Genomic DNA, 19,867 nt, shown 5'->3' on the forward strand with positions numbered 1-19,867 from the left:
ACTGTTGTTGCAACGCAGAAGTGTTCGGTTAACGCAGCACTTGGTCCACCAGTTCGATCCAGTGCCTGACTGGCGTGCGTCCGGCACTGTTGAGGTGGCTCTGGCAGCCGATGTTGGCGGTGGCGATGACGTCGGGGTGGCCGCTTTCCAGGGCGTTGAGCTTGTTGTCGCGCAGTTGCCGGGCCAGCTCCGGTTGGGTGATCGAATAGGTGCCCGCCGAGCCACAACACAAATGACTGTCGGGCACCGCTGTGAGATTGAAGCCCAACCGCGTTAGCACGGCCTCCACCGCGCCGCCGAGTTTTTGCGCGTGCTGCAAGGTGCAGGGGCAGTGAAAGGCGATCCGTCGGTCGGTGGCGGTGCAGACCCGCTCCAACGGTTCATCTGCCAGCACTTGCACCAGGTCCAGGGCCATTTCGCTGACCCGCCGGGCCTTGGCCGCATAAACCGGGTCGCGCTCCAGCAGATGCCCGTAATCCTTGATGAACGCACCGCAGCCGCTGGCGGTTTGCACGATGGCTTCGGCGCCGTTTTCCAGGTGCGGCCACCAGGCGTCGATGTTGCGTCGGGCGCGGTCCAGGCCCATGGCTTGGGCATCGAGGTGATAGTCCAGCGCACCGCAACAACCGGCTTCCGGCGCCGGAATTACGCTGATGCCCAGCCGATCCAGCACACGCGCCGTCGCGGCGTTGGTGTTTGGCGACAGGCCGGGCTGCACGCAGCCTTCGAGCATCAACACCCGTCGCGCATGCCGAGGGGCAGGGCGCTCACCGGCGGCGGGGAGGTCGTGGGGCAATTTCGCCTCAACGCCCCGTGGCAGCAACGGCCGGAAGGTGGCGCCGATCTGCAATAGAGTCTTGAACAGGTTCGGGTTTGGCGCCAATGCCCGCAGGCCCTGACGCAACAGCCGTTGACTGGCCGGGCGCGGCACCGCTTGATCGATCACCGCGCGGCCAATGTCCAGCAGGTTGTGATAGTCGACTCCGGACGGGCAGGTGGTTTCGCAGTTGCGGCAGGTCAGGCAGCGGTCCAGGTGCAACTGAGCTTTGGCCGTGGCGGGGGCGCCTTCGAGCACTTGCTTGATCAGGTAGATACGCCCGCGTGGCCCGTCCAGTTCGTCGCCGAGCAGTTGATAGGTTGGGCATGTCGCGTTGCAAAACCCGCAATGCACACAGGTGCGCAGAATCTTGTCCGCTTCTTCGGCGCGGGGCAATTGTCGGGACTGTTCGCTGAGGTTGGTTTGCATACTAGAATTCCGCGTACATCCGCCCAGGGTTGAACAGCCCTTGCGGGTCCAATTGCGCCTTGAGTTGCCGGTGATAGCGCAGCAGCGCCGGGGCCAGCGGCTGGAAAGGCGTGTCTGTGACGCCATGGCTGAAACAGGTGGCATGACCGCCGAGTTCAAGGGCTCGCGATTGAATGTTATCGGCCGCGGATTTCAGCCAGCGTTGCGCGCCGCCCCAGTCGATCAGTTGTTCGCCGGGCAAGTCCAGAGGCCCGAGGTTGTTGGGTAATGACAGGCGCCACAGCGGCAGGCCTTCATTGAAAAAGTCTAGCCGTTGTTCGTTCAGGTCGGGCCAATAAGCGGAGTCCATCTGTTCGCCGCCGAGCCGTTGATGGGCCGCCGTGACCGAGCCTTCGCCGCCTTCCAGACGCAGGTACAAACGCTGGCCATCGTGGCTGGCGGCGCTGATGGGCAACGGTTGCTGGCCCCATTGCGCCAGATTGGCCAAGGCGCGGGCGCAGTCGATGTCCAGGCTGATGCTCAGGCATTGCCGGGGTTTGGGCAGCACTTTGAGCGAGACTTCGGTCAGCACGCCAAGGCAGCCGTAGCTGCCGACCATCAGGCGCGACAGGTCATAACCGGCGACGTTTTTCATCACTTCGCCGCCAAAGCGCAGGTGAGTGCCCAGGCCGCTGATCACCCGCGTACCGAGGACAAAGTCCCGCACCGAGCCGGCCCACGGGCGCCGTGGCCCGGACAGCCCCGCGGCGATCATCCCGCCGACAGTGGCGCCTTCGCCGAACGACGGCGGTTCGCAAGGCAGCATTTGCCCTGCTGTGTCCAGCGCGGCAAACAATTCACTCAGCGGTGTGCCGGCGCGTACGCTGATCACCAGTTCCGTCGGGTCATAGCTGACGATGCCGCAGTGGGCGCGGGTGTCGAGCACTTCTCCGGCCACTTCACGGCCGAGAAAGGCCTTGGTGTTACCGCCCTGAATACGCAGCGGCGTGGCGTTTTCCTGCGCCTGCCTGACCTGATCGAGCAGGGCTTCACTGGCATCGAAATCCACCATCAGAAACGCTCCAGCTCAGGGAACGGCAACTGCCCGGCGTGGATATGCATCGCGCCGAATTCCGCGCAGCGGTGCAGGGTCGGGATGTTCTTGCCGGGGTTGAGCAAACCCTGCGGGTCGAATGCGGCTTTCACTGCGTGAAACAGGGTCAACTCATCACTGTTGAACTGTGCGCACATCTGATTGATTTTCTCCCGGCCCACGCCGTGCTCGCCGGTGATGCTGCCGCCGACTTTCACGCACAGTTCGAGGATCTTGCCGCCGAGGGCTTCGGCCCGTTCCAGTTCGCCGGGCTGGTTGGCGTCGAACAGGATCAGTGGGTGCATGTTGCCGTCGCCGGCGTGGAACACGTTGGCCACCCGCAAGCCGTATTCTTGCGCCAGATTGGCGATGCCCTGGAGCACGCCGGGCAGTTCGCGGCGGGGGATGGTGCCGTCCATGCAGTAGTAATCAGGCGAAAGTCGGCCGATGGCCGGGAAGGCGTTTTTGCGCCCGGCCCAGAACCGCACGCGCTCGGACTCGTCCCGCGCCTGGCGCACCTCGCTGGCGCCGGCCTGTTGCAGCACCTCGCGGACTCGCTCGCAGTCGTCATGGACATCGGCTTCGACGCCGTCCAGTTCGCAGAGCAGGATCGCTTCGGCGTCCACCGGGTAACCGGCGTGGATGAAGTCTTCAGCGGCGCGGATCGCCAGGTTGTCCATCATTTCCAGACCGCCGGGGATGATCCCGGCGGCGATGATCTCGGCCACCGCGCGGCCGGCCTTTTCCACGGAGTCGAAACTGGCCAGCAGGACTTTGGCGACCTGGGGCTTGGGCAGCAGTTTGACCGTGACTTCGGTGATGATCCCCAGCAAGCCTTCGGAGCCAGTGAACAGCGCCAACAGGTCAAACCCCGGCGCGTCCAGCGAGTCGGCGCCGAGGGTCAGGTGTTCGCCTTCAAGGGTCAGTATTTCGAGTTTCAGCAGGTTGTGCACGGTCAGGCCGTACTTGAGGCAATGCACGCCGCCGGCGTTTTCCGCGACGTTGCCGCCGATGGAGCAGGCGATTTGCGAGGACGGGTCCGGCGCGTAATACAAACCGAAGGGCGCCGCTGCCTGGGATATCGCCAGGTTGCGCACCCCCGGCTGGACTCGTGCGGTGCGGGCGGCTGGGTCGATGTGCAAGATGTTGTTGAACCGCACCATCACCAGCAACACACCTTTGTCCAGCGGCAGTGCACCGCCGGACAACCCGGTGCCGGCCCCACGTGCCACCACCGGCACATTCCGGGCATGGCAGAGCTTGAGCAGTGCCTGCACCTGTTGCAGATGCCGGGGCAGGGCCACCAGCATCGGCGTGGTGCGATAGGCCGAGAGACCGTCGCACTCGTAGGGTTTGAGCTCTTCCTCGCGCCAGAGGATGTCCAGGTCCGGCACCTCCTGTTGCAAGGCCTTGAGCAGCACGGCCTTGTCGACATTGGGCAGGGCGCCGTCGATGCGTTCGTCGTAAAGAATGTTCATCAATCGCGCCTCGTATGAATCGCCGAGCATCCCCCCGAATTATCTGCCGAACCGTAGCAGCTGCTACGAGGCGGTGGGGGTCATGTGATGCGCCCGCAAAAACTCCCGGTACAACCGTGCTGTGTTGGTCGGCTGTTCAACCATCGGCATGTGACCGACACCGTCCCATATCTCTACCCGCAGATCGGCGATGCCCTTGCTCCAGACGGGCACGCTGCTGACGTCGATCAAGCGGTCCTTGCGCCCCCACAACAGCAGCGCCGGGCATTTGATATCGGGCAGTTTTGGCTCCATCGGCGGGCTGGCCCGGAAGTCCCTGAAGATTTCTTCCAGCTCGTCGCGCTGCTGTTCATAGCGCTGGGCAACGGCGTCCAGCACGATCCCCGGTACCCATGGCGGCGAGGCCATGGTCATGTCGTAGAAGTGCTGGAACTCTTCACGGGAATGAATCAGGAACGGGTTGTGGCCGCGAGCCAGGTGCCGCTCCATGTCACTGGCCTGCGGGGCAGTGACGCCGGCCGGGTCGAGCAGCGCCAGCGAAACAATACGCTCGGGGTAATTGGCCGCCAGCCATGCCGCGATGTAGCCGCCCATGGAGTTGCCGATCACATGCACCTTCTCGACCCCGCAGACATCGAGCAACTGGATCAACCGCTTGGCCTGGACCGGAATGTCATAACCGCCACCGGCCTTGAAGCCGGTTTCGCCATGGCCGGCGAGGTCGGGGATGATCACCCGGTAGTCGTTGACAAAATGCCGGGCGAAACGCAGCCAGACGTTCTTGTCGGCGCTGTAGCCGTGCAGCATCAATATGTTGCTGGAGGCTTCGTAGGGTCCGCCTTGCCAGGTCGAGACGGTCATTTCGGTGATCGGCACGATAAGCTTGTGCAACCGATACAGCCGGGCTTCCAGCGCCATGTTCAAGTCATAGAGCCAATAGCCGATGGCCGGGTAGCTCAACCAGCTCCAGGCCACGAAGACAGCGATAGCGACAACCAACAAAAGCATCAGGCTATTCCTTTGCAATGATCAGGACGGAATGTGGTTGGCGGAGCCTCGGCATGGGTCTCCCGTTATCGTTGTTTATCGATCCCTTCCTTCATGTATAGACAAACATTGGGCACTCGCCTCATGGCAATGCCATGTTATTCAGATTGCCAGCCGGAGATGGCTATTTGACGTTGCCCTGATAGACTTCAAACACACTTTCACCCATGTGTTGTCAGGCTCGGTTCAGTAGTACAGAGGCCTCTATGGAAAAAAAGGGAGGAAAGGGACTTTCATTGGCCAGGAGGCTTTATGGGTCGCGCATCCTGGGGCTGGCCCTCGGATTATTGTGTGTCGGTGCAGGGATGTACCCACTCGACCCCGCGCCCTGGGTCTGGGTGGTGATGTTGTTCAATGGCGTCATCTGGCCGCATGTGGCCTATCAATGGGCGCGTCGGGCGAAGGTTCCTTACCACGCCGAACACCGCAACATTCTGCTGGACGCGTTTCTCGGCGGTTTCTGGGTGGCCGCCATGCAGTTCAATCCGCTGCCCAGCGCGGCGACACTGTCGATGATGGCGATGCACAACGTGGCCATCGGTGGTTTGCGTTTTCTGTTGGTGGGCGCCGTTGTGCAGGTGCTCGGGATCGGCCTCGGGCTGCTGGTGTTCATGCCGGCCTTTGTCCCGCAAACCAGTCCATTTCAGCTATACGCCTGTTTGCCTTTGCTGTCGATTTATCCGATGTCCCTGGGCTGGATCTGCTTCCGTCAGGCCCACACCCTCGGCCGACACAAACGCGAGTTGCTGGCCCTGAGCCGCACCGACAGCCTGACCGGCCTGCTGAATCACGGTGCCTGGAAAGACCAGCTGGAAATCGAGTTTCAGCGTTGCCGGCGCCAGCAGCAGGGCGGGGCGATTGCGTTGATCGACATCGACCATTTCAAGACCATCAACGACACCTACGGCCATGTTGCCGGGGATATCGTCTTGCGTCAGCTGAGCAAAATCCTCAAGCAGAACCTGCGGGCGGCGGATGTCGCCGGGCGCTATGGCGGCGACGAATTCTGCGTGCTGTTGCCGGACCTGCCGTTGGAGCGCGCCGCTGTGGCGATGGATGCGCTGCGTGCTCGTTTCGCCACATTGGGGTACGAGCAGAACCCGGCGCTGAAAGTCAGTTTGAGCATCGGCCTGGCGGCCTTCAACCCGACCCACGAGGAAGCGACCCTGTGGCTCAACGACGCCGACCAGGCGCTCTACGAAGCCAAGACCACCAGCCGTAACCGCGTCATTTGCCATGGCGACGGCAAGCCGCGTAAAGAGTTGCTCGACTCGGTCTGACCCCCATGTGTCGCATCCGGTGTAGAGCCTTGTGTCGTAGTCAGGTAGGGTTTCAGGACCCCGACACGAAACAAGGATCGATTCATGACGTTCAAGCTCCCGCGTTCCTTCCTGGCCACCAGCCTTGGCCTGACCCTCGCTCTCGGCACCTTCACCCCCGCAGCCTTCGCCGAACCCCACAAACAAGTCCTCGCCGATGCCGAACAGTACAAGGGTGAAGCCCTGAAGCTGCTGGAGCGGCTGGTGAACATCGACTCCGGCTCCGGTTATGAACCGGGCCTGACCCAGGTGAGTGACATCGCCATCGAAGAGTTGAAGAAGCTCGGTGCCACCATCGAACTGGTGCCCAACACCCCGGACGAGAGCAACCATGTGCTGGCCACCCTCAAGGGCACCGGCAAGGCGAAGATCCTGCTGATGGCGCACATGGACACCGTGTTCAAGGAAGGCTCCGCCGCCGAGCGCCCGTTCCATATCAAGGACGGTCGCGCTTATGGGCCGGGTGTGATGGACGACAAGGGCGGTATCGTCGCCGGGATCTACGCGCTGAAAATCCTCAAGAACCTTGACTTCAAGGACTACGCGCAAATCACCTTCCTGCTCGATGCCAGTGAAGAAACCGGCTCGGACGTCGCTACCGACTTGATCAAGAAAACCGCCAAGGCCCATGACGTGACGCTCAACCTTGAGCCGGGTCGTCCGGCCGATGGCCTGGTGGTATGGCGCAAAGGCAGCGCCACCGCCGTGGTCGAGGTCAAAGGCAAGGCGGCTCACGCAGGGGTTGCGCCGGAGTTGGGGCGTAACGCTGCCATGGAAGCCGCGCACCAGATTCTGCAACTCGGCAAACTGGGCGATGAAGCGAAGAAAACCACCATCAACTTCACCGTGCTCAAGGCCGGCGACCGTACCAACGTGATTCCGGATCAGGCCACGGCCAAGGCTGACGTGCGGGCAGCGGTGCCGGAAGAGTTCGACCGGATCGAAAAGGACCTGGCGCGGGTGTCGAAGGACAAACTGATTGCCGATACGGACGTCACCACCAGCCTTAAACGCGGCTTGCCACCGATGCCGCAAACGGCGGAATCGGATCGCTTGATGGCCATGGCCCAAGGGATTTACGGCGAAATTGGCCGCAAGTTGACGGAAGAAGGCAGCGGCGGGGCGGCGGATGCGAGTTTGTCCGCTGGTGTTGGTACGCCGACGCTGGACGGGTTCGGGATTGTTGGCGGCAATATCCATACGCCCGAGGAATATGCCGAGGTAGAAAGCGTGGCGCCGCGGATTTATTTGCTGTCGCGGATGATTATGGAATTGGCCAAGCAGTAATCGGCCAGATCGCCTCCATAATCGGGTGCAGGCTCCTGTGGCGAGGGAGCTTGCTCCGTCGCAAAGCTTTTGGGGCCGCTTCGCGACCCAGCGGGAGCAAGCTCCCTCGCCACACAATCCTGCTCCCACAAGGATTTCAGTGATTCGGCTACTCGATCGGTGTATCGACAAACACCTCAAGCTCTTCGGCATACGCGGTGAACGCGCTGATTCGTGGAAACTGCGCGGCATCCACCTGATCCGGCACCACCAGGTTGGTAAAGCTCCAGGCCACCGCCAAGCTAATCCCGTCCTGCGCAATCGAGCCGTCGGTCTTCAGCGGCTGTTTTTCCAATTCCCGCTCCAGCGCCGAATACGCCGCCGCCAATTGCCCTTCAACCCGTTCCACCCACGGCGCGTACTGAATTTCCGCTGGCCGCAGGTTGCGTTCGTAGTAAAGCTGCACCGACTTCTCGCACGCCGCCAACGCCAGGCCGATCAACCGCAGCGAGCGCAAGCGTTGAACCGGATTGTCGGGTATCAAGCTTTTACCCGGCGCAGCCAGGGCTTCGAGGTAGTCAATGATCAGTGTCGAGTCCATCAACACCTCACCGTTATCCAGCACCAGGGTCGGCGCCTTTACCACCGGGTTGATCTGCTGGAACTGCTCGAAATTCCTGAACACCGAAACCGACTGGTGTTCCAGCGGGATGCCCAGGCATTTGGCGGAGATGGCGACGCGCCGCACGTAGGGCGAATCCAGCATGCCGATCAGTTTCATTGAGCCTCTCCTTACAGACGGTCCTTGGGGATGGACAACCTTAGCCGAGGTTCAGCGACGTGCAAACGGTTTCGCGCTAATCCTCAGGCCTATTGTTCATCCTCGAAGGCTAATCCTCAAAGCCTGCCTGCTCATGAATCTCATCGACCTTCAATTCCAGTCGATAAGCCACGGCGATGAACAGCGCCTGGCACAGGCACAAGGTGGCGCTCAGCGAACGGAAGGCAAATGAGCTGCCTTCGTTGACCAGCAGCACGGTGTTGGCGCGCTTGGCCAATGGCGAGAGGTTGCTGTCGGTAATGATCAGGGTTTTCGCCTGATGGTGCTGGGCGATGCGCAGGCAGTGCTGGGTTTCCTTGCCGTAGGGCGTGAAGCTGATGGCGATCACCAGGTCGTTGGCGCGCACGCTGCGCATCTGCTCGCGGTAACTGCCGCCAAGGCCCGACACCAGGTGGATGCGCTTGTTGGTGTGTTGCAGGTTGTAGACCAGGTAATCGGCCACCGCGAATGACCGACGCACCCCGACCACGTAGATGTTGTCGGCATTCACCACCAGGTCCACGGCCTTGTCGAAAGCCTGGTCATCGAGTTCCAGCCCCAATCGTTCGATGCCCGACAGGGTGGCGTTGATGCATTCGCGCGCCAGGTCGCCGCCGCTGGCCTTCTGCGACTTGTTGGCGATCATGCTGCGGATGCGTTGCTGGTAATTCTGCACCGGTGTGGTCTTGTGGGTGTAGGCCTCGCGAAACAGCGCCTGCATTTCACTGAACCCGCTGAAGCCGAAGCGCTGGGAAAAACGCACGATGGCCGACGGGTGCACTTCGCATTCGCGGGCGATGTCGCTGATGCGGTCGACCATGATCCGGTCGCTCTGCTGGCTCATGTAGCTGGCGATGCGTTTGAGCTGGCGCGGCAGACTTTCGTACTCCTCGGTGATCAGCTGCAACAGACGCTCGGCATTGATCGGAGGGCTGGCGAGATCGCTGTCGGGCGAGCTCTCGGTCGTAGCCGGCTGATCGGTGCGGGACATAAGGAATCCTTCTGGCTTGTTCTTATGGGGATGACGGTTCTCGTCATCCCCTGACAATAGGTTGGCTGTGCGCAGTCTACAGGGTAGGCCGGAATAAAATCTTGAGCTCGCAATCGGCCTGGGGCCTGCTGAAACGATGCACGGTGTCTGGAACGCTTGTATCAAAGTTTATTGGAAAAAATATTCCACGTAAAAAATATATAGAATAATTATTGATTGTTCGGCCCCGGTCGTTTTAGTCTGCATCCACCAAGAGTGTTCGGCGCCTTCATCGCCCCGAACACAGGCTGATAAAAATAACAGGAGCCAGCATGGGCCAGACTCGTTTTGCCAATGGGCGTCAATTGGATCTGATTTGCCTCGGACGCCTTGGCGTCGATCTTTATGCGCAACAAGTCGGGGCGCGGCTGGAGGATGTGAGCAGCTTCGCCAAGTACCTGGGCGGTTCGTCCGCCAACATCGCCTTTGGCACCGCTCGATTGGGGCTGAAATCGGCGATGTTGAGCCAGGTAGGGGACGACCACATGGGCCGTTTCCTCGTTGAGTCCCTGGCCCGTGAAGGCTGCGACGTCAGCGGCATCAAGGTCGATCCGGAACGCCTGACCGCCATGGTCCTGCTGGGTCTCAAGGATCGCGAAACCTTTCCGCTGGTGTTCTACCGCGAAAACTGCGCCGACATGGCGTTGCGCGCCGAAGACATCAGCGAAGCCTTCATTGCTTCCAGCAAAGCCCTGCTGATCACCGGCACCCATTTCTCCACCGACGGTGTCTACAAGGCGAGCATTCAGGCGCTGGACTACGCCGAAAAGCACAACGTCAAGCGGGTGCTGGACATCGATTACCGCCCGGTGCTTTGGGGCCTGGCCGGCAAGGCGGACGGCGAAACCCGTTTCGTTGCCGACCAGAACGTCAGCGAGCATGTGCAGAAAATCCTCCCGCGTTTCGACCTGATCGTCGGCACTGAAGAAGAATTCCTGATCGCCGGCGGCTCCGAGGATTTGCTCACCGCGCTGCGCAGTGTCCGGCGCCTGAGCGCGGCGACGTTGGTGGTCAAGCTCGGCCCGCAAGGTTGCACGGTGATCCACGGGGCGATCCCGGCGCGTCTCGAAGAGGGCGCGATCTATCCCGGTGTGCGCGTCGAAGTGCTGAATGTGCTGGGGGCCGGCGATGCCTTCATGTCGGGTTTCCTCAGTGGCTGGCTGGAGGACGCCAGCGACGAGCGCTGCTGCCAGTTGGCCAATGCCTGCGGCGGTCTGGTGGTGTCGCGCCATGCCTGCGCCCCGGCGATGCCGACCCGCGCCGAACTCGATTACCTGTTCAACAGCCCGGTGCCGATCACCCGGCCGGATCAGGACGTGACATTGCAGCGTCTGCATCAAGTCAGCGTACCGCGCAAACAGTGGAAGCAACTGTTCATCTTTGCCTTCGATCATCGCGGGCAACTGGTGGAGCTGGCCCACAAGGGCGGGCGCGACCTGAACGCTATCTGCGAACTCAAACAACTCTTTATCAAAGCTGTGGAACGGGTCGAGGCGGATTTGCGTGAGCAGGGTGTCGACGCCGATGTCGGCTTGCTGGCCGATCAACGTTTCGGTCAGGACTCGCTGAACGCCGCCACCGGTCGTGGCTGGTGGGTGGCACGGCCAGTGGAAGTGCAGGGTTCGCGGCCATTGGCGTTCGAACACGGGCGCTCGATCGGCAGTAACCTGATCGCCTGGCCGCAAGAACAGATCATCAAATGCCTGGTGCAATTCCATCCCGACGACGAGCCTCTGCTGCGTCTGGAGCAGGAAGCGCAGATCAAGGGCCTGTATCAGGCCTCGCAAGTCAGCGGGCATGAGTTGCTGCTGGAGATCATTCCGCCCAAGGATCATCCATCAGCGCATCCGGACGTGCTCTATCGCGCCCTCAAACGCCTCTACAACCTGGGCATCTACCCGGCGTGGTGGAAGATCGAAGCGCAGAGCGCCGAGGAGTGGCAACAACTCGACGAGCTGATTCAGGAGCGCGATCCGTATTGCCGTGGCGTGGTGCTGCTGGGCCTGAATGCCCCGGCGGCGACCCTGGCCGAAGGGTTTCAACAGGCCAGCCAGAGCCAGACCTGCCGTGGTTTCGCCGTGGGCCGGACGATCTTCCAGGAACCGAGCCGCGCGTGGATGGCCGGTGAAATCGACGACGAAGCGCTGATTTGCCAGGTGCAGGGTACCTTCGTCGAACTGATCGATGCCTGGCGCACGGCCCGAGCCTGAACACATTAATTGATTGATGGGGCTTTTGTGGCGAGGGAGCTTGCTCCCGCTCGGCTGCGAAGCAGTCGCAAACCTGTGAATGCGGTTTACCTGATACACCGGGCTGGTTGATTCGGGACTGCTTCGCAGTCCAGCGGGAGCAAGCTCCCTCGCCACAGGTGATCGGTTGAACATTTTTGAGAAAACAATAAAAGGTGCAGCCATGCCCGCTATCCGAATTGGCATCAACCCGATCTCCTGGAGCAACGACGACCTGCCGTCCCTCGGTGGTGAAACGCCGTTGAGTACCGCCCTCAGCGAAGGCAAGGACATCGGCTACGAAGGCTTCGAACTAAACGGCAAGTTTCCCAAGGACGCCAAGGGCGTCGGCGATGTGCTGCGGCCTTACGACCTGGCGCTGGTGTCGGGCTGGTATTCCAGCCGTCTGGCCCGCCGTTCCGTGGCCGAGGAAATCGACGCCATCGGCAGCCATGTCGAGCTGCTGGCGAAGAACGGCGCCAAGGTGCTGGTCTATGGCGAAGTCGCCGACTCCATTCAAGGCCAGCGCATTCCACTGGTCGAGCGCCCGCGTTTCCACACCGAACAAGCCTGGCAAGAATACGCCGACAAACTCACCGAACTGGCGCGTTTCACCCTGTCCCAAGGCGTGCGTCTGGCCTATCACCATCACATGGGCGCCTACGTCGAATCCCCGGCCGACATCGACAAACTAATGGCATTGACCGGCAGCGAAGTCGGCCTGCTGTTCGATTCGGGCCATTGCTACATGGGCGGTGGCGAACCGCTGCAGGTGCTGAGCAAACACATCGAACGGGTCTGCCATGTGCATTTCAAGGACGTGCGCAAACCGGTGGTGCAACTGGCGCGCAACAACCTGTGGAGCTTCCCGGACTGCATCATCAACGGCACCTTCACCGTGCCAGGTGATGGCGATATCGATTTCGGCGCCTTGCTCGACGTGCTGCTGGGCGCCGATTATCACGGCTGGCTGGTGGTCGAGGCCGAGCAGGATCCGGCGGTGGCACCGAGTTACGTCTACGCCAAAAAAGGCTACGACACCCTGCGTGCCTTGCTCGACGAGAGGACCGCGCAATGAGCCTGTTGGTCAAGAGCAATGCCCGCGGTCGGACCATGGTCGAACTGGGGCAGGGGGAGCTGGAATATGTCGGCTTCGCGGCTTACCGCCTGAGTCTCGGCGAAACCTTGCCGGTCAGCGCGGGTGACAAGGAGCTGTGCCTGGTGCTGCTCAGCGGTCGGGTCGGCATCAAGGGCGAAGCGCCAGGGCAGGGCGCGTTCGACTGGGACAACATCGGCGATCGCCAGTCGGTGTTCGAAGACAAATCACCGTTCGCCGTGTATTTGCCACCCGGCAGCCAGGCCCAGGTGGTGGCGTTGAGCGACGTGCAAATCGCCGTTTGCGCGGCGCCCGGTTTGACCGCCGAAAACCTCGGCGCACGGCTGATCAAACCCGACAGCATGAAACGCAGCGTGCGCGGCAAGGGTGCCAACACCCGTTATGTCTGCGACATCTTGCCGGACACCGAGCCCGCCCATTCGCTGCTGGTGGTGGAAGTGCGTACGCCGTCCGGTCACTCGTCGAGCTACCCGCCGCACAAGCACGACACCGACGATCTGCCGCACCAGAGCTTTCTCGAAGAAACCTATTACCACCAGATCAACCCGCCCCAGGGCTTCGTGTTCCAGCGGGTCTACACCGACGATCGCAGTATCGATCAGGCCATGGCGGTGGAAAACAGCGACCTGGTGGTGGTGCCCAAGGGTTATCACCCGGTCAGCGTGCCCTACGGCTATGAGTCGTATTACCTGAATGTGATGGCCGGCCCGAAACGCGTCTGGCAGTTCCATAACGATCCGCAGCACAGCTGGCTACTGGATCTTTAAATTCCAACATCCAAAGGGAGAACAAGAATAATGAGCGACGCCCCGGTCATAGGCCATTACATCGACGGTCAGGTGCAGGACAGCGGCAGCGAGCGGTTCAGCAATGTCTTCAATCCGGCCACCGGCAGCGTTCAGGCGCGGGTCGGGCTGGCCAGCCAGAAGACCGTGGACGAGGCCGTCGCTTCGGCCATGAAGGCGTTCCCGGCCTGGTCCGAGCAATCGTCCCTGCGCCGTTCGCGGGTGATGTTCAAGTTCAAGGAATTGCTCGACCGCCATCACAACGAACTGGCCGAAATCATTAGCCGCGAACACGGCAAGGTGTTCTCCGACGCCAAGGGCGAAGTGACCCGTGGCATTGAAATCGTCGAGTACGCCTGTGGCGCGCCGAACCTGCTGAAAACCGATTTCAGCGACAACATCGGCGGTGGCATCGACAACTGGAACCTGCGCCAGCCATTGGGTGTCTGCGCGGGCGTTACGCCGTTCAACTTCCCGGTGATGGTGCCGCTGTGGATGATCCCGCTGGCGCTGGTCACCGGCAACTGCTTCATCCTCAAACCGTCCGAACGCGACCCTTCCGCCAGTTCGCTGATGGCCCGTTTGCTCACCGAAGCCGGGTTGCCGGACGGTGTGTTCAACGTGGTCCAGGGCGACAAGAGCGCGGTCGACGCCTTGTTGCAACACCCGGACATCGAGGCGATTTCCTTTGTCGGCTCGACGCCGATTGCCGAGTACATCCACCAGCAAGCCACCTCGCGCGGCAAGCGTGTACAGGCGCTGGGCGGGGCGAAGAACCACATGATCGTCATGCCCGATGCCGATCTGGATCAGGCGGCAGATGCACTGATCGGCGCGGCTTACGGCTCGGCCGGTGAGCGCTGCATGGCGATTTCGATTGCCGTGGCCGTCGGTGATGTCGGCGACCAATTGATTGCCAAACTGCTGCCGCGCATCGATCAACTGAAGGTCGGCAACGGCATGCAGGGCGACAGCGACATGGGGCCGCTGGTGACCGCCGAACACAAGGCCAAGGTCGAGGGCTTTATCGGCGAAGGCGTGGCCCAGGGCGCGCAGCTGATTGTCGATGGGCGCAACTTCAAGGTGCCGGGTGCCGAGAACGGCTTCTTCGTCGGCGCCACGTTGTTCGACAAGGTCACGACCGAGATGAGCATTTACCAGCAAGAGATCTTCGGGCCGGTGCTGGGCATTGTGCGTGTGCCGGACTTCGCCAGCGCCGTGGCGCTGATCAACGCCCATGAATTCGGCAACGGCGTGTCGTGCTTCACCAGCGATGGCGGCATTGCCCGTTCGTTTGCCCGCAGCATCAAGGTCGGCATGGTCGGCATCAACGTACCGATTCCGGTGCCCATGGCCTGGCACTCGTTCGGCGGCTGGAAGCGCTCGCTGTTCGGTGATCACCACGCTTATGGCGAAGAAGGCATTCGCTTCTACAGCCGCTACAAAAGCGTGATGCAGCGCTGGCCCGACAGCATCGCCAAGGGCCCTGAATTCAGCATGCCGACAGCCAAATAATTCACTTGTGCGGAGAACAACAAAAATGAGCAAACCCCTGCGTTTCGCCTTGAATCGTATGGTCGCCCCACGATTGTCCCTGCCAGCATTCATCGAATTGGCGGTGACCCTCAAGGCCGACGCCATCGAGATTCGCAATGACCTCAAAGGCGTCGAGATCGAAGACGGCACCGCACCCGAACACGTCCGTGAACTGTGCGCGGCCAAAGGCATCACTGTGCTGTCGATCAACGCGCTGTATCCGTTCGATGTCTGGAATGACGAGCGCCGCGCACACGCCCTGAAGCTTGCCGCTTATGCCCGTGATTGTGGTGCACAGGGCTTGGTGATGTGCCCATTGAACGACCGCGCCGATCCACGAACCGAGGCGCAGCGCGCGTCTGGCCTGCGCACGGCGTTGAGTGAGCTGGCGCCAATCCTGCGCGATCACGGCATTCTCGGCTTCATCGAGCCGCTGGGTTTCGAAGAGTGCTCGCTGCGGCGCAAATGCACGGCAGTGGATGCGATCAAGGCCATCGGCGGGCTGGATGTGTTCCGTCTGGTGCATGACACCTTCCACCATCACCTGGCCAGCGAACATGAATTCTTCCCTGAGCTGACCGGGCTGGTGCACATCTCCGGCGTCGAAGATGCCGAGGCGCCACTGGCGACCATTCGTGACGGCCATCGGGTGTTGGTGGGCGAGGGCGACATCCTCGGCAACGCGGCGCAGATCGACACCTTGCTCAGTAGCGGCTACAGCGGCTACCTGTCGTTCGAACCGTTTGCCGACAGCGTCCATGGCCTGGCGGATATCCAGACGGCAATTGGCGCGAGCATGGATCACCTGCAGAAATCCCTGAGCTGACATCGGATTTGCATACGGAAAAGGTGCAAGCATGACCACAACAAGACTGACCATGGCCCAGGCCCTGGTGAAATTCCTCGATAACCAGTACATCGAGGTCGATGGGGTTCAGAGCAAATTCGTCGCCGGGATCTTTACCATTTTTGGCCACGGCAATGTGCTGGGTCTGGGACAAGCCCTGGAACAGGACAGCGGTGACCTGATTGTCCATCAGGGCCGCAACGAACAAGGCATGGCCCACGCCGCGATCGGGTTTGCCAAGCAACATCTGCGGCGCAAGATCTACGCCTGCTCTTCATCGGTGGGCCCGGGTGCGGCGAACATGCTGACCGCTGCCGCGACGGCCACCGCCAACCGTATTCCCTTGCTGCTGTTGCCCGGCGACGTCTACGCCTGCCGCCAACCGGACCCGGTGTTGCAACAGATCGAGCAGTTCCACGACCTGAGCATCAGCACCAATGATGCGTTCAAGGCCGTGAGCAAATACTGGGACCGGATCAACCGCCCCGAGCAACTGATGACCGCAGCGATCCACGCCATGCGTGTGCTCACCGATCCCGCCGAAACCGGCGCCGTCACCCTGGCCCTGCCGCAAGACGTGCAGGCCGAGGCGTACGACTATCCCGATTACTTCCTGCAGAAACGCGTGCACCGCATCGAGCGCCGTCCGGCCACCGAAGCGATGCTCGGCGATGCCGTGGCGCTGTTCAAAGGCAAGCGCAAACCACTGATCATCTGCGGCGGCGGGGTCAAATACTCGGGTGCCAACGCAGCGTTGCAGGCCTTTGCCGAGCGCTTTGATATTCCTTTCGCCGAAACCCAGGCCGGCAAGAGCGCGGTGGTGTCCAGCCATCCGCTGAATGTCGGCGGGATCGGTGAAACCGGTTGTCTGGCGGCGAACTTGTTGGCCAAGGACGCTGATTTGATCATCGGCGTTGGCACCCGCTACAGCGATTTCACCACCGCGTCGAAATCCTTGTTCAAACACCCGGACGTGCAATTCCTCAACCTCAATATCAGTCCCTGCGATGCCCTGAAACTCGATGGCGTGCAACTGCTGGCGGATGCCAAGACCGGTTTGAACGCCTTGGCCGATCTGTTGGGCGACTATCGCTCCGGTTGGGGCGATCTACCCCGGCAGGCCAAGGCGCAGCTGGACGAGGAAGTCGACCGCATCTATCAGGTCGAGTACCAGACTCAAGACTTCGTTCCGGAAATCAACGACCACCTGGACCCGGCGGTGCTGCGCGAATTCATCGAACTGACCGGTTCCTGCCTGACCCAGAGCCGGGTGCTCGGTGTGCTCAATGAAACCCTGGCCGATGATGCGGTGATCGTCGCCGCCGCCGGCAGCCTGCCCGGCGACTTGCAGCGCAGCTGGCGCAGCAAGGGTGTGAACACCTACCACGTCGAATACGGTTATTCGTGCATGGGTTATGAGGTGAACGCCGCACTGGGGGTGAAGCTCGCCGAGCCTGAGCGCGAGGTCTATGCACTGGTAGGCGATGGCTCCTACATGATGCTGCACTCGGAGTTGGCAACCTCGATCCAGGAGCGCCGCAAGATCAACGTGGTGCTGCTGGACAACATGACCTTCGGTTGCATCAACAACCTGCAAATGGAACACGGCATGGACAGCTTCGGCACCGAGTTCCGGTTCCGCAATCCTGAAACAGGCAAGCTCGATGGCGGTTTCGTGCCGGTGGATTTCGCCATGAGCGCGGCGGCCTACGGCTGCAAGACCTACAAGGTCAACACTGTCGAGGAGCTGCGAGCCGCATTGGCCGATGCGCGGTTGCAGACGGTGTCGACGCTGATCGATATCAAGGTCCTGCCCAAAACCATGATTCACAAATACCTGTCGTGGTGGCGGGTCGGCGTGGCGCAAGTTTCTACCAGCGCGCGCACCGATGCGGTGGCCAAGACCCTCAACGAGCGACTGGCCAAGGCCCGTCAATACTGATTGCCCTGAAACGAACAAACAGGAGTGTTTATATGTCTTCGCTTTCAAATTCGTTGCGCATTGGCGTCATCGGCACCGGGGCCATCGGCCAGGACCATATCCGTCGTTGCAGTCAGACCTTGCTCAACAGCCAGGTCGTCGCGGTCACCGACATCAATTTGCAGCAAGCGGCCAAGGTCGTCTCCGACCTGAAACTGACCGCCGAGGTCTATCCCGATGGCCACGCGCTGATCAAGGCGCCGGACGTCGACGCAGTCCTCGTCACCTCCTGGGGCCCGAGCCACGAAGAGTTTGTGCTGGCGGCCATTGCGGCGGGCAAACCGGTGTTCTGCGAGAAACCGCTGGCGGTCACCGCCGAAGGCTGCCGCAAGATCGTCGAGGCCGAAGTGGCCCACGGCAAACGGCTGGTGCAGGTTGGTTTCATGCGCCCGTACGATGAAGGGTATCGGGCATTGAAATCGGTAATCGACAGTGGCCAGATCGGCGAACCGTTGATGCTGCATTGCGCTCACCGCAACCCGACCGTGGGTGAAAACTACAAGACCGACATGGCGATCACCGACACGCTGATCCATGAGCTGGACGTGTTGCGCTGGTTGCTCGACGACGACTATGTGTCGGTGCAAGTGGTGTTCCCGCGCAAGACCAGCAAGGCCCACGCCCATTTGAAAGACCCGCAGATCGTACTGTTGGAAACCGCCAAGGGCACGCGCATCGACGTGGAAGTGTTCGTCAACTGCCAGTACGGCTACGACATCCAGTGCGAAGTGGTGGGGGAGACGGGCATCGCCAAACTGCCGGAACCGTCGCAGGTTCAGTTGCGTAGCGGGGCGAAACTGTCCAATGCGATTCTGATGGACTGGAAGGACCGGTTCATCGCCGCGTATGACGTCGAGTTGCAGGCGTTCATCGATGGCGTGCGGGCCGGGCAGGTCGGCGGGCCATCGGCGTGGGACGGTTTGGCTGCCGCCGTCGCGGCGGATGCCTGCATTGAGGCGCAGAACAGCGGCCAGATCGTCAAAGTCGGCCTGCCGGATCGCCCACGCTTCTACGGCTGACCGATCGTTCCCACGCTCTGCGTGGGAATGCATCCCGTGACGCTCTGCGTCACAAAAACGGACGCAGAGCGTCCATGGCGGCGTTCCCACGCAGAGCGTGGGAACGCTCAGCGTAAGGTGATGGAGAACAAAAAAACATGCGCATCGCACTAGACCCCTACATGTACCGCAACCTGTCCCTGGGCAAAATGGTCGACAAGGTCGCCGAGCTCGGTTACGAACACATCGAGCTGTCGCCCCGGGAAGATTTCCTGCCGTTCTATAAAGCCCCGCGGGTCGACAAGGCGCGGATCAAGGAATTTCGCAGAGCCCTGAGCGACGCCGGGGTCAAACTCTCTTCTTTATTACCGATGTACCACTGGGCCGCCGCCGATGAAGGCCTGCGCGTAGCCGCCGTGCGCAACTGGAAGCGGGCGATCCAGATTGCCGTGGAGATGGACTGCGAACTGGTCAACACCGAGTTCACCGGCCAGTCGGACAACCCATTGGTCTGCGAGAACCAGTTCATGCGTTCCATGGACGAACTGATCCCCGAGTTCGAACGCGAAGGCATCAAGCTCGATATCCAGGCCCACCCTTATGATTTCTGCGAGCGCAACAACGAGTCGGTGGACATCATTCGCGGTCTGGACCGCGACTGGATCAACTATCTCTACGCCGCGCCGCACACGTTTTTCTATGACGATGGCGTGGGTGACATCACCTCGATGCTCAAGTACGCCGGCTCGAAACTGAGTCACTTGATCATCGCCGACACCTACAACCACAAGGCTTCCTCAGGCTTGCGCTACATCGTCAACCCGCCGGGCGTCACCGCCACCGTGCACCAGCATCTGGACATCGGCCAGGGCGAGGTGGACTGGGAAGCGTTTTTCGGCACCTTGCGCGAGATCAAGTTCGATGGCATCGCCACCGTCTCGGTGTTCGCCTGGGAAGACCGGCCGGACGAGTCCAACCGAATGATGCTCGAACGCGTGACCCGCGAACTCTGCCAGTAACCCTGTAACCGATCGTTCCCACGCTCTGCGTGGGAATGCATCCCGTGACGCTCCGCGTCACAAAGCGGACGCAGAGCG

General features: G+C 61.3%; 16 protein-coding genes. 10 read left to right on the forward strand and 6 right to left on the reverse strand.

The features are described 5' to 3' along the window. Window positions 1–28: 28 nt before the first annotated feature. From glcF to AC1RO5_RS00255, 4 genes are all read right to left on the reverse strand, one after another. Entirely contained in the window at window positions 29–1,246 is a 1,218-nt protein-coding gene (glcF, locus tag AC1RO5_RS00240; protein WP_493171699.1) for a glycolate oxidase subunit GlcF, read from the reverse strand. A gap of 1 nt (window position 1,247) precedes the next feature. Further along, window positions 1,248–2,297, reverse strand: a complete 1,050-nt coding sequence (gene glcE / locus AC1RO5_RS00245) for a glycolate oxidase subunit GlcE (protein WP_493171701.1) — start codon at window positions 2,295–2,297, stop codon at window positions 1,248–1,250. Then, on the reverse strand, window positions 2,297–3,796 hold the full coding sequence (glcD, locus tag AC1RO5_RS00250) for a glycolate oxidase subunit GlcD (RefSeq protein WP_493171703.1): 1,500 nt from the start codon (window positions 3,794–3,796) through the stop codon (window positions 2,297–2,299). The genes glcE and glcD overlap by 1 nt, the downstream gene beginning before the upstream one ends. 63 nt (window positions 3,797–3,859) lie before the next feature. Continuing rightward, window positions 3,860–4,804 (reverse strand): alpha/beta fold hydrolase, encoded by a 945-nt coding sequence (locus AC1RO5_RS00255; protein ID WP_493171706.1) that lies wholly within the window; start codon window positions 4,802–4,804, stop codon window positions 3,860–3,862. 245 nt (window positions 4,805–5,049) lie between these two features. Between AC1RO5_RS00255 and AC1RO5_RS00260 the strand changes: the two genes are divergently transcribed. Continuing rightward, window positions 5,050–6,123, forward strand: coding sequence for a diguanylate cyclase (locus AC1RO5_RS00260; protein ID WP_493171708.1), 1,074 nt, complete (start codon window positions 5,050–5,052; stop codon window positions 6,121–6,123). 84 nt (window positions 6,124–6,207) lie between these two features. Next, window positions 6,208–7,449, forward strand: a complete 1,242-nt coding sequence (locus tag AC1RO5_RS00265) for a M20/M25/M40 family metallo-hydrolase (RefSeq protein WP_493171711.1) — start codon at window positions 6,208–6,210, stop codon at window positions 7,447–7,449. Window positions 7,450–7,597: 148 nt separating this feature from the next. Here AC1RO5_RS00265 and AC1RO5_RS00270 read toward each other — a convergent pair whose 3' ends face one another. Next, window positions 7,598–8,209, reverse strand: a complete 612-nt coding sequence (locus AC1RO5_RS00270) for a glutathione S-transferase (RefSeq protein WP_493171713.1) — start codon at window positions 8,207–8,209, stop codon at window positions 7,598–7,600. 109 nt (window positions 8,210–8,318) lie between these two features. Then, window positions 8,319–9,239 carry a MurR/RpiR family transcriptional regulator gene (locus AC1RO5_RS00275; RefSeq protein ID WP_007939390.1) on the reverse strand — a complete coding sequence of 307 codons (921 nt, stop codon included), beginning with the start codon at window positions 9,237–9,239 and terminating at the stop codon, window positions 8,319–8,321. A gap of 311 nt (window positions 9,240–9,550) precedes the next feature. Between AC1RO5_RS00275 and AC1RO5_RS00280 the strand changes: the two genes are divergently transcribed. From AC1RO5_RS00280 to AC1RO5_RS00315, 8 genes are all read left to right on the forward strand, one after another. Next, window positions 9,551–11,488 carry a bifunctional 5-dehydro-2-deoxygluconokinase/5-dehydro-2-deoxyphosphogluconate aldolase gene (locus AC1RO5_RS00280; RefSeq protein WP_493171715.1) on the forward strand — a complete coding sequence of 646 codons (1,938 nt, stop codon included), beginning with the start codon at window positions 9,551–9,553 and terminating at the stop codon, window positions 11,486–11,488. 202 nt (window positions 11,489–11,690) lie between these two features. Beyond that, window positions 11,691–12,584: a myo-inosose-2 dehydratase gene (gene iolE, locus AC1RO5_RS00285; protein ID WP_493171717.1), complete on the forward strand. Its 894-nt coding sequence runs from the start codon at window positions 11,691–11,693 to the stop codon at window positions 12,582–12,584. After that, entirely contained in the window at window positions 12,581–13,390 is an 810-nt protein-coding gene (iolB, locus tag AC1RO5_RS00290; RefSeq protein WP_493171719.1) for a 5-deoxy-glucuronate isomerase, read from the forward strand. The genes iolE and iolB overlap by 4 nt, the downstream gene beginning before the upstream one ends. A gap of 30 nt (window positions 13,391–13,420) precedes the next feature. Next, window positions 13,421–14,923: a CoA-acylating methylmalonate-semialdehyde dehydrogenase gene (locus AC1RO5_RS00295; protein WP_493171721.1), complete on the forward strand. Its 1,503-nt coding sequence runs from the start codon at window positions 13,421–13,423 to the stop codon at window positions 14,921–14,923. A gap of 25 nt (window positions 14,924–14,948) precedes the next feature. Beyond that, window positions 14,949–15,770 carry a TIM barrel protein gene (locus AC1RO5_RS00300; RefSeq protein ID WP_493171723.1) on the forward strand — a complete coding sequence of 274 codons (822 nt, stop codon included), beginning with the start codon at window positions 14,949–14,951 and terminating at the stop codon, window positions 15,768–15,770. Between the two features lie 31 nt (window positions 15,771–15,801). Continuing rightward, window positions 15,802–17,733: a 3D-(3,5/4)-trihydroxycyclohexane-1,2-dione acylhydrolase (decyclizing) gene (gene iolD, locus AC1RO5_RS00305; RefSeq protein ID WP_493171725.1), complete on the forward strand. Its 1,932-nt coding sequence runs from the start codon at window positions 15,802–15,804 to the stop codon at window positions 17,731–17,733. A gap of 32 nt (window positions 17,734–17,765) precedes the next feature. Next, window positions 17,766–18,791: a bifunctional inositol 2-dehydrogenase/D-chiro-inositol 1-dehydrogenase gene (gene iolG / locus AC1RO5_RS00310; protein WP_493171727.1), complete on the forward strand. Its 1,026-nt coding sequence runs from the start codon at window positions 17,766–17,768 to the stop codon at window positions 18,789–18,791. Between the two features lie 137 nt (window positions 18,792–18,928). Further along, window positions 18,929–19,789: a sugar phosphate isomerase/epimerase family protein gene (locus AC1RO5_RS00315; RefSeq protein ID WP_493171729.1), complete on the forward strand. Its 861-nt coding sequence runs from the start codon at window positions 18,929–18,931 to the stop codon at window positions 19,787–19,789. Window positions 19,790–19,867 lie beyond the last annotated feature (78 nt).

It is taken from the genome of Pseudomonas sp. GW822-FHT02G04, assembly GCF_058802085.1.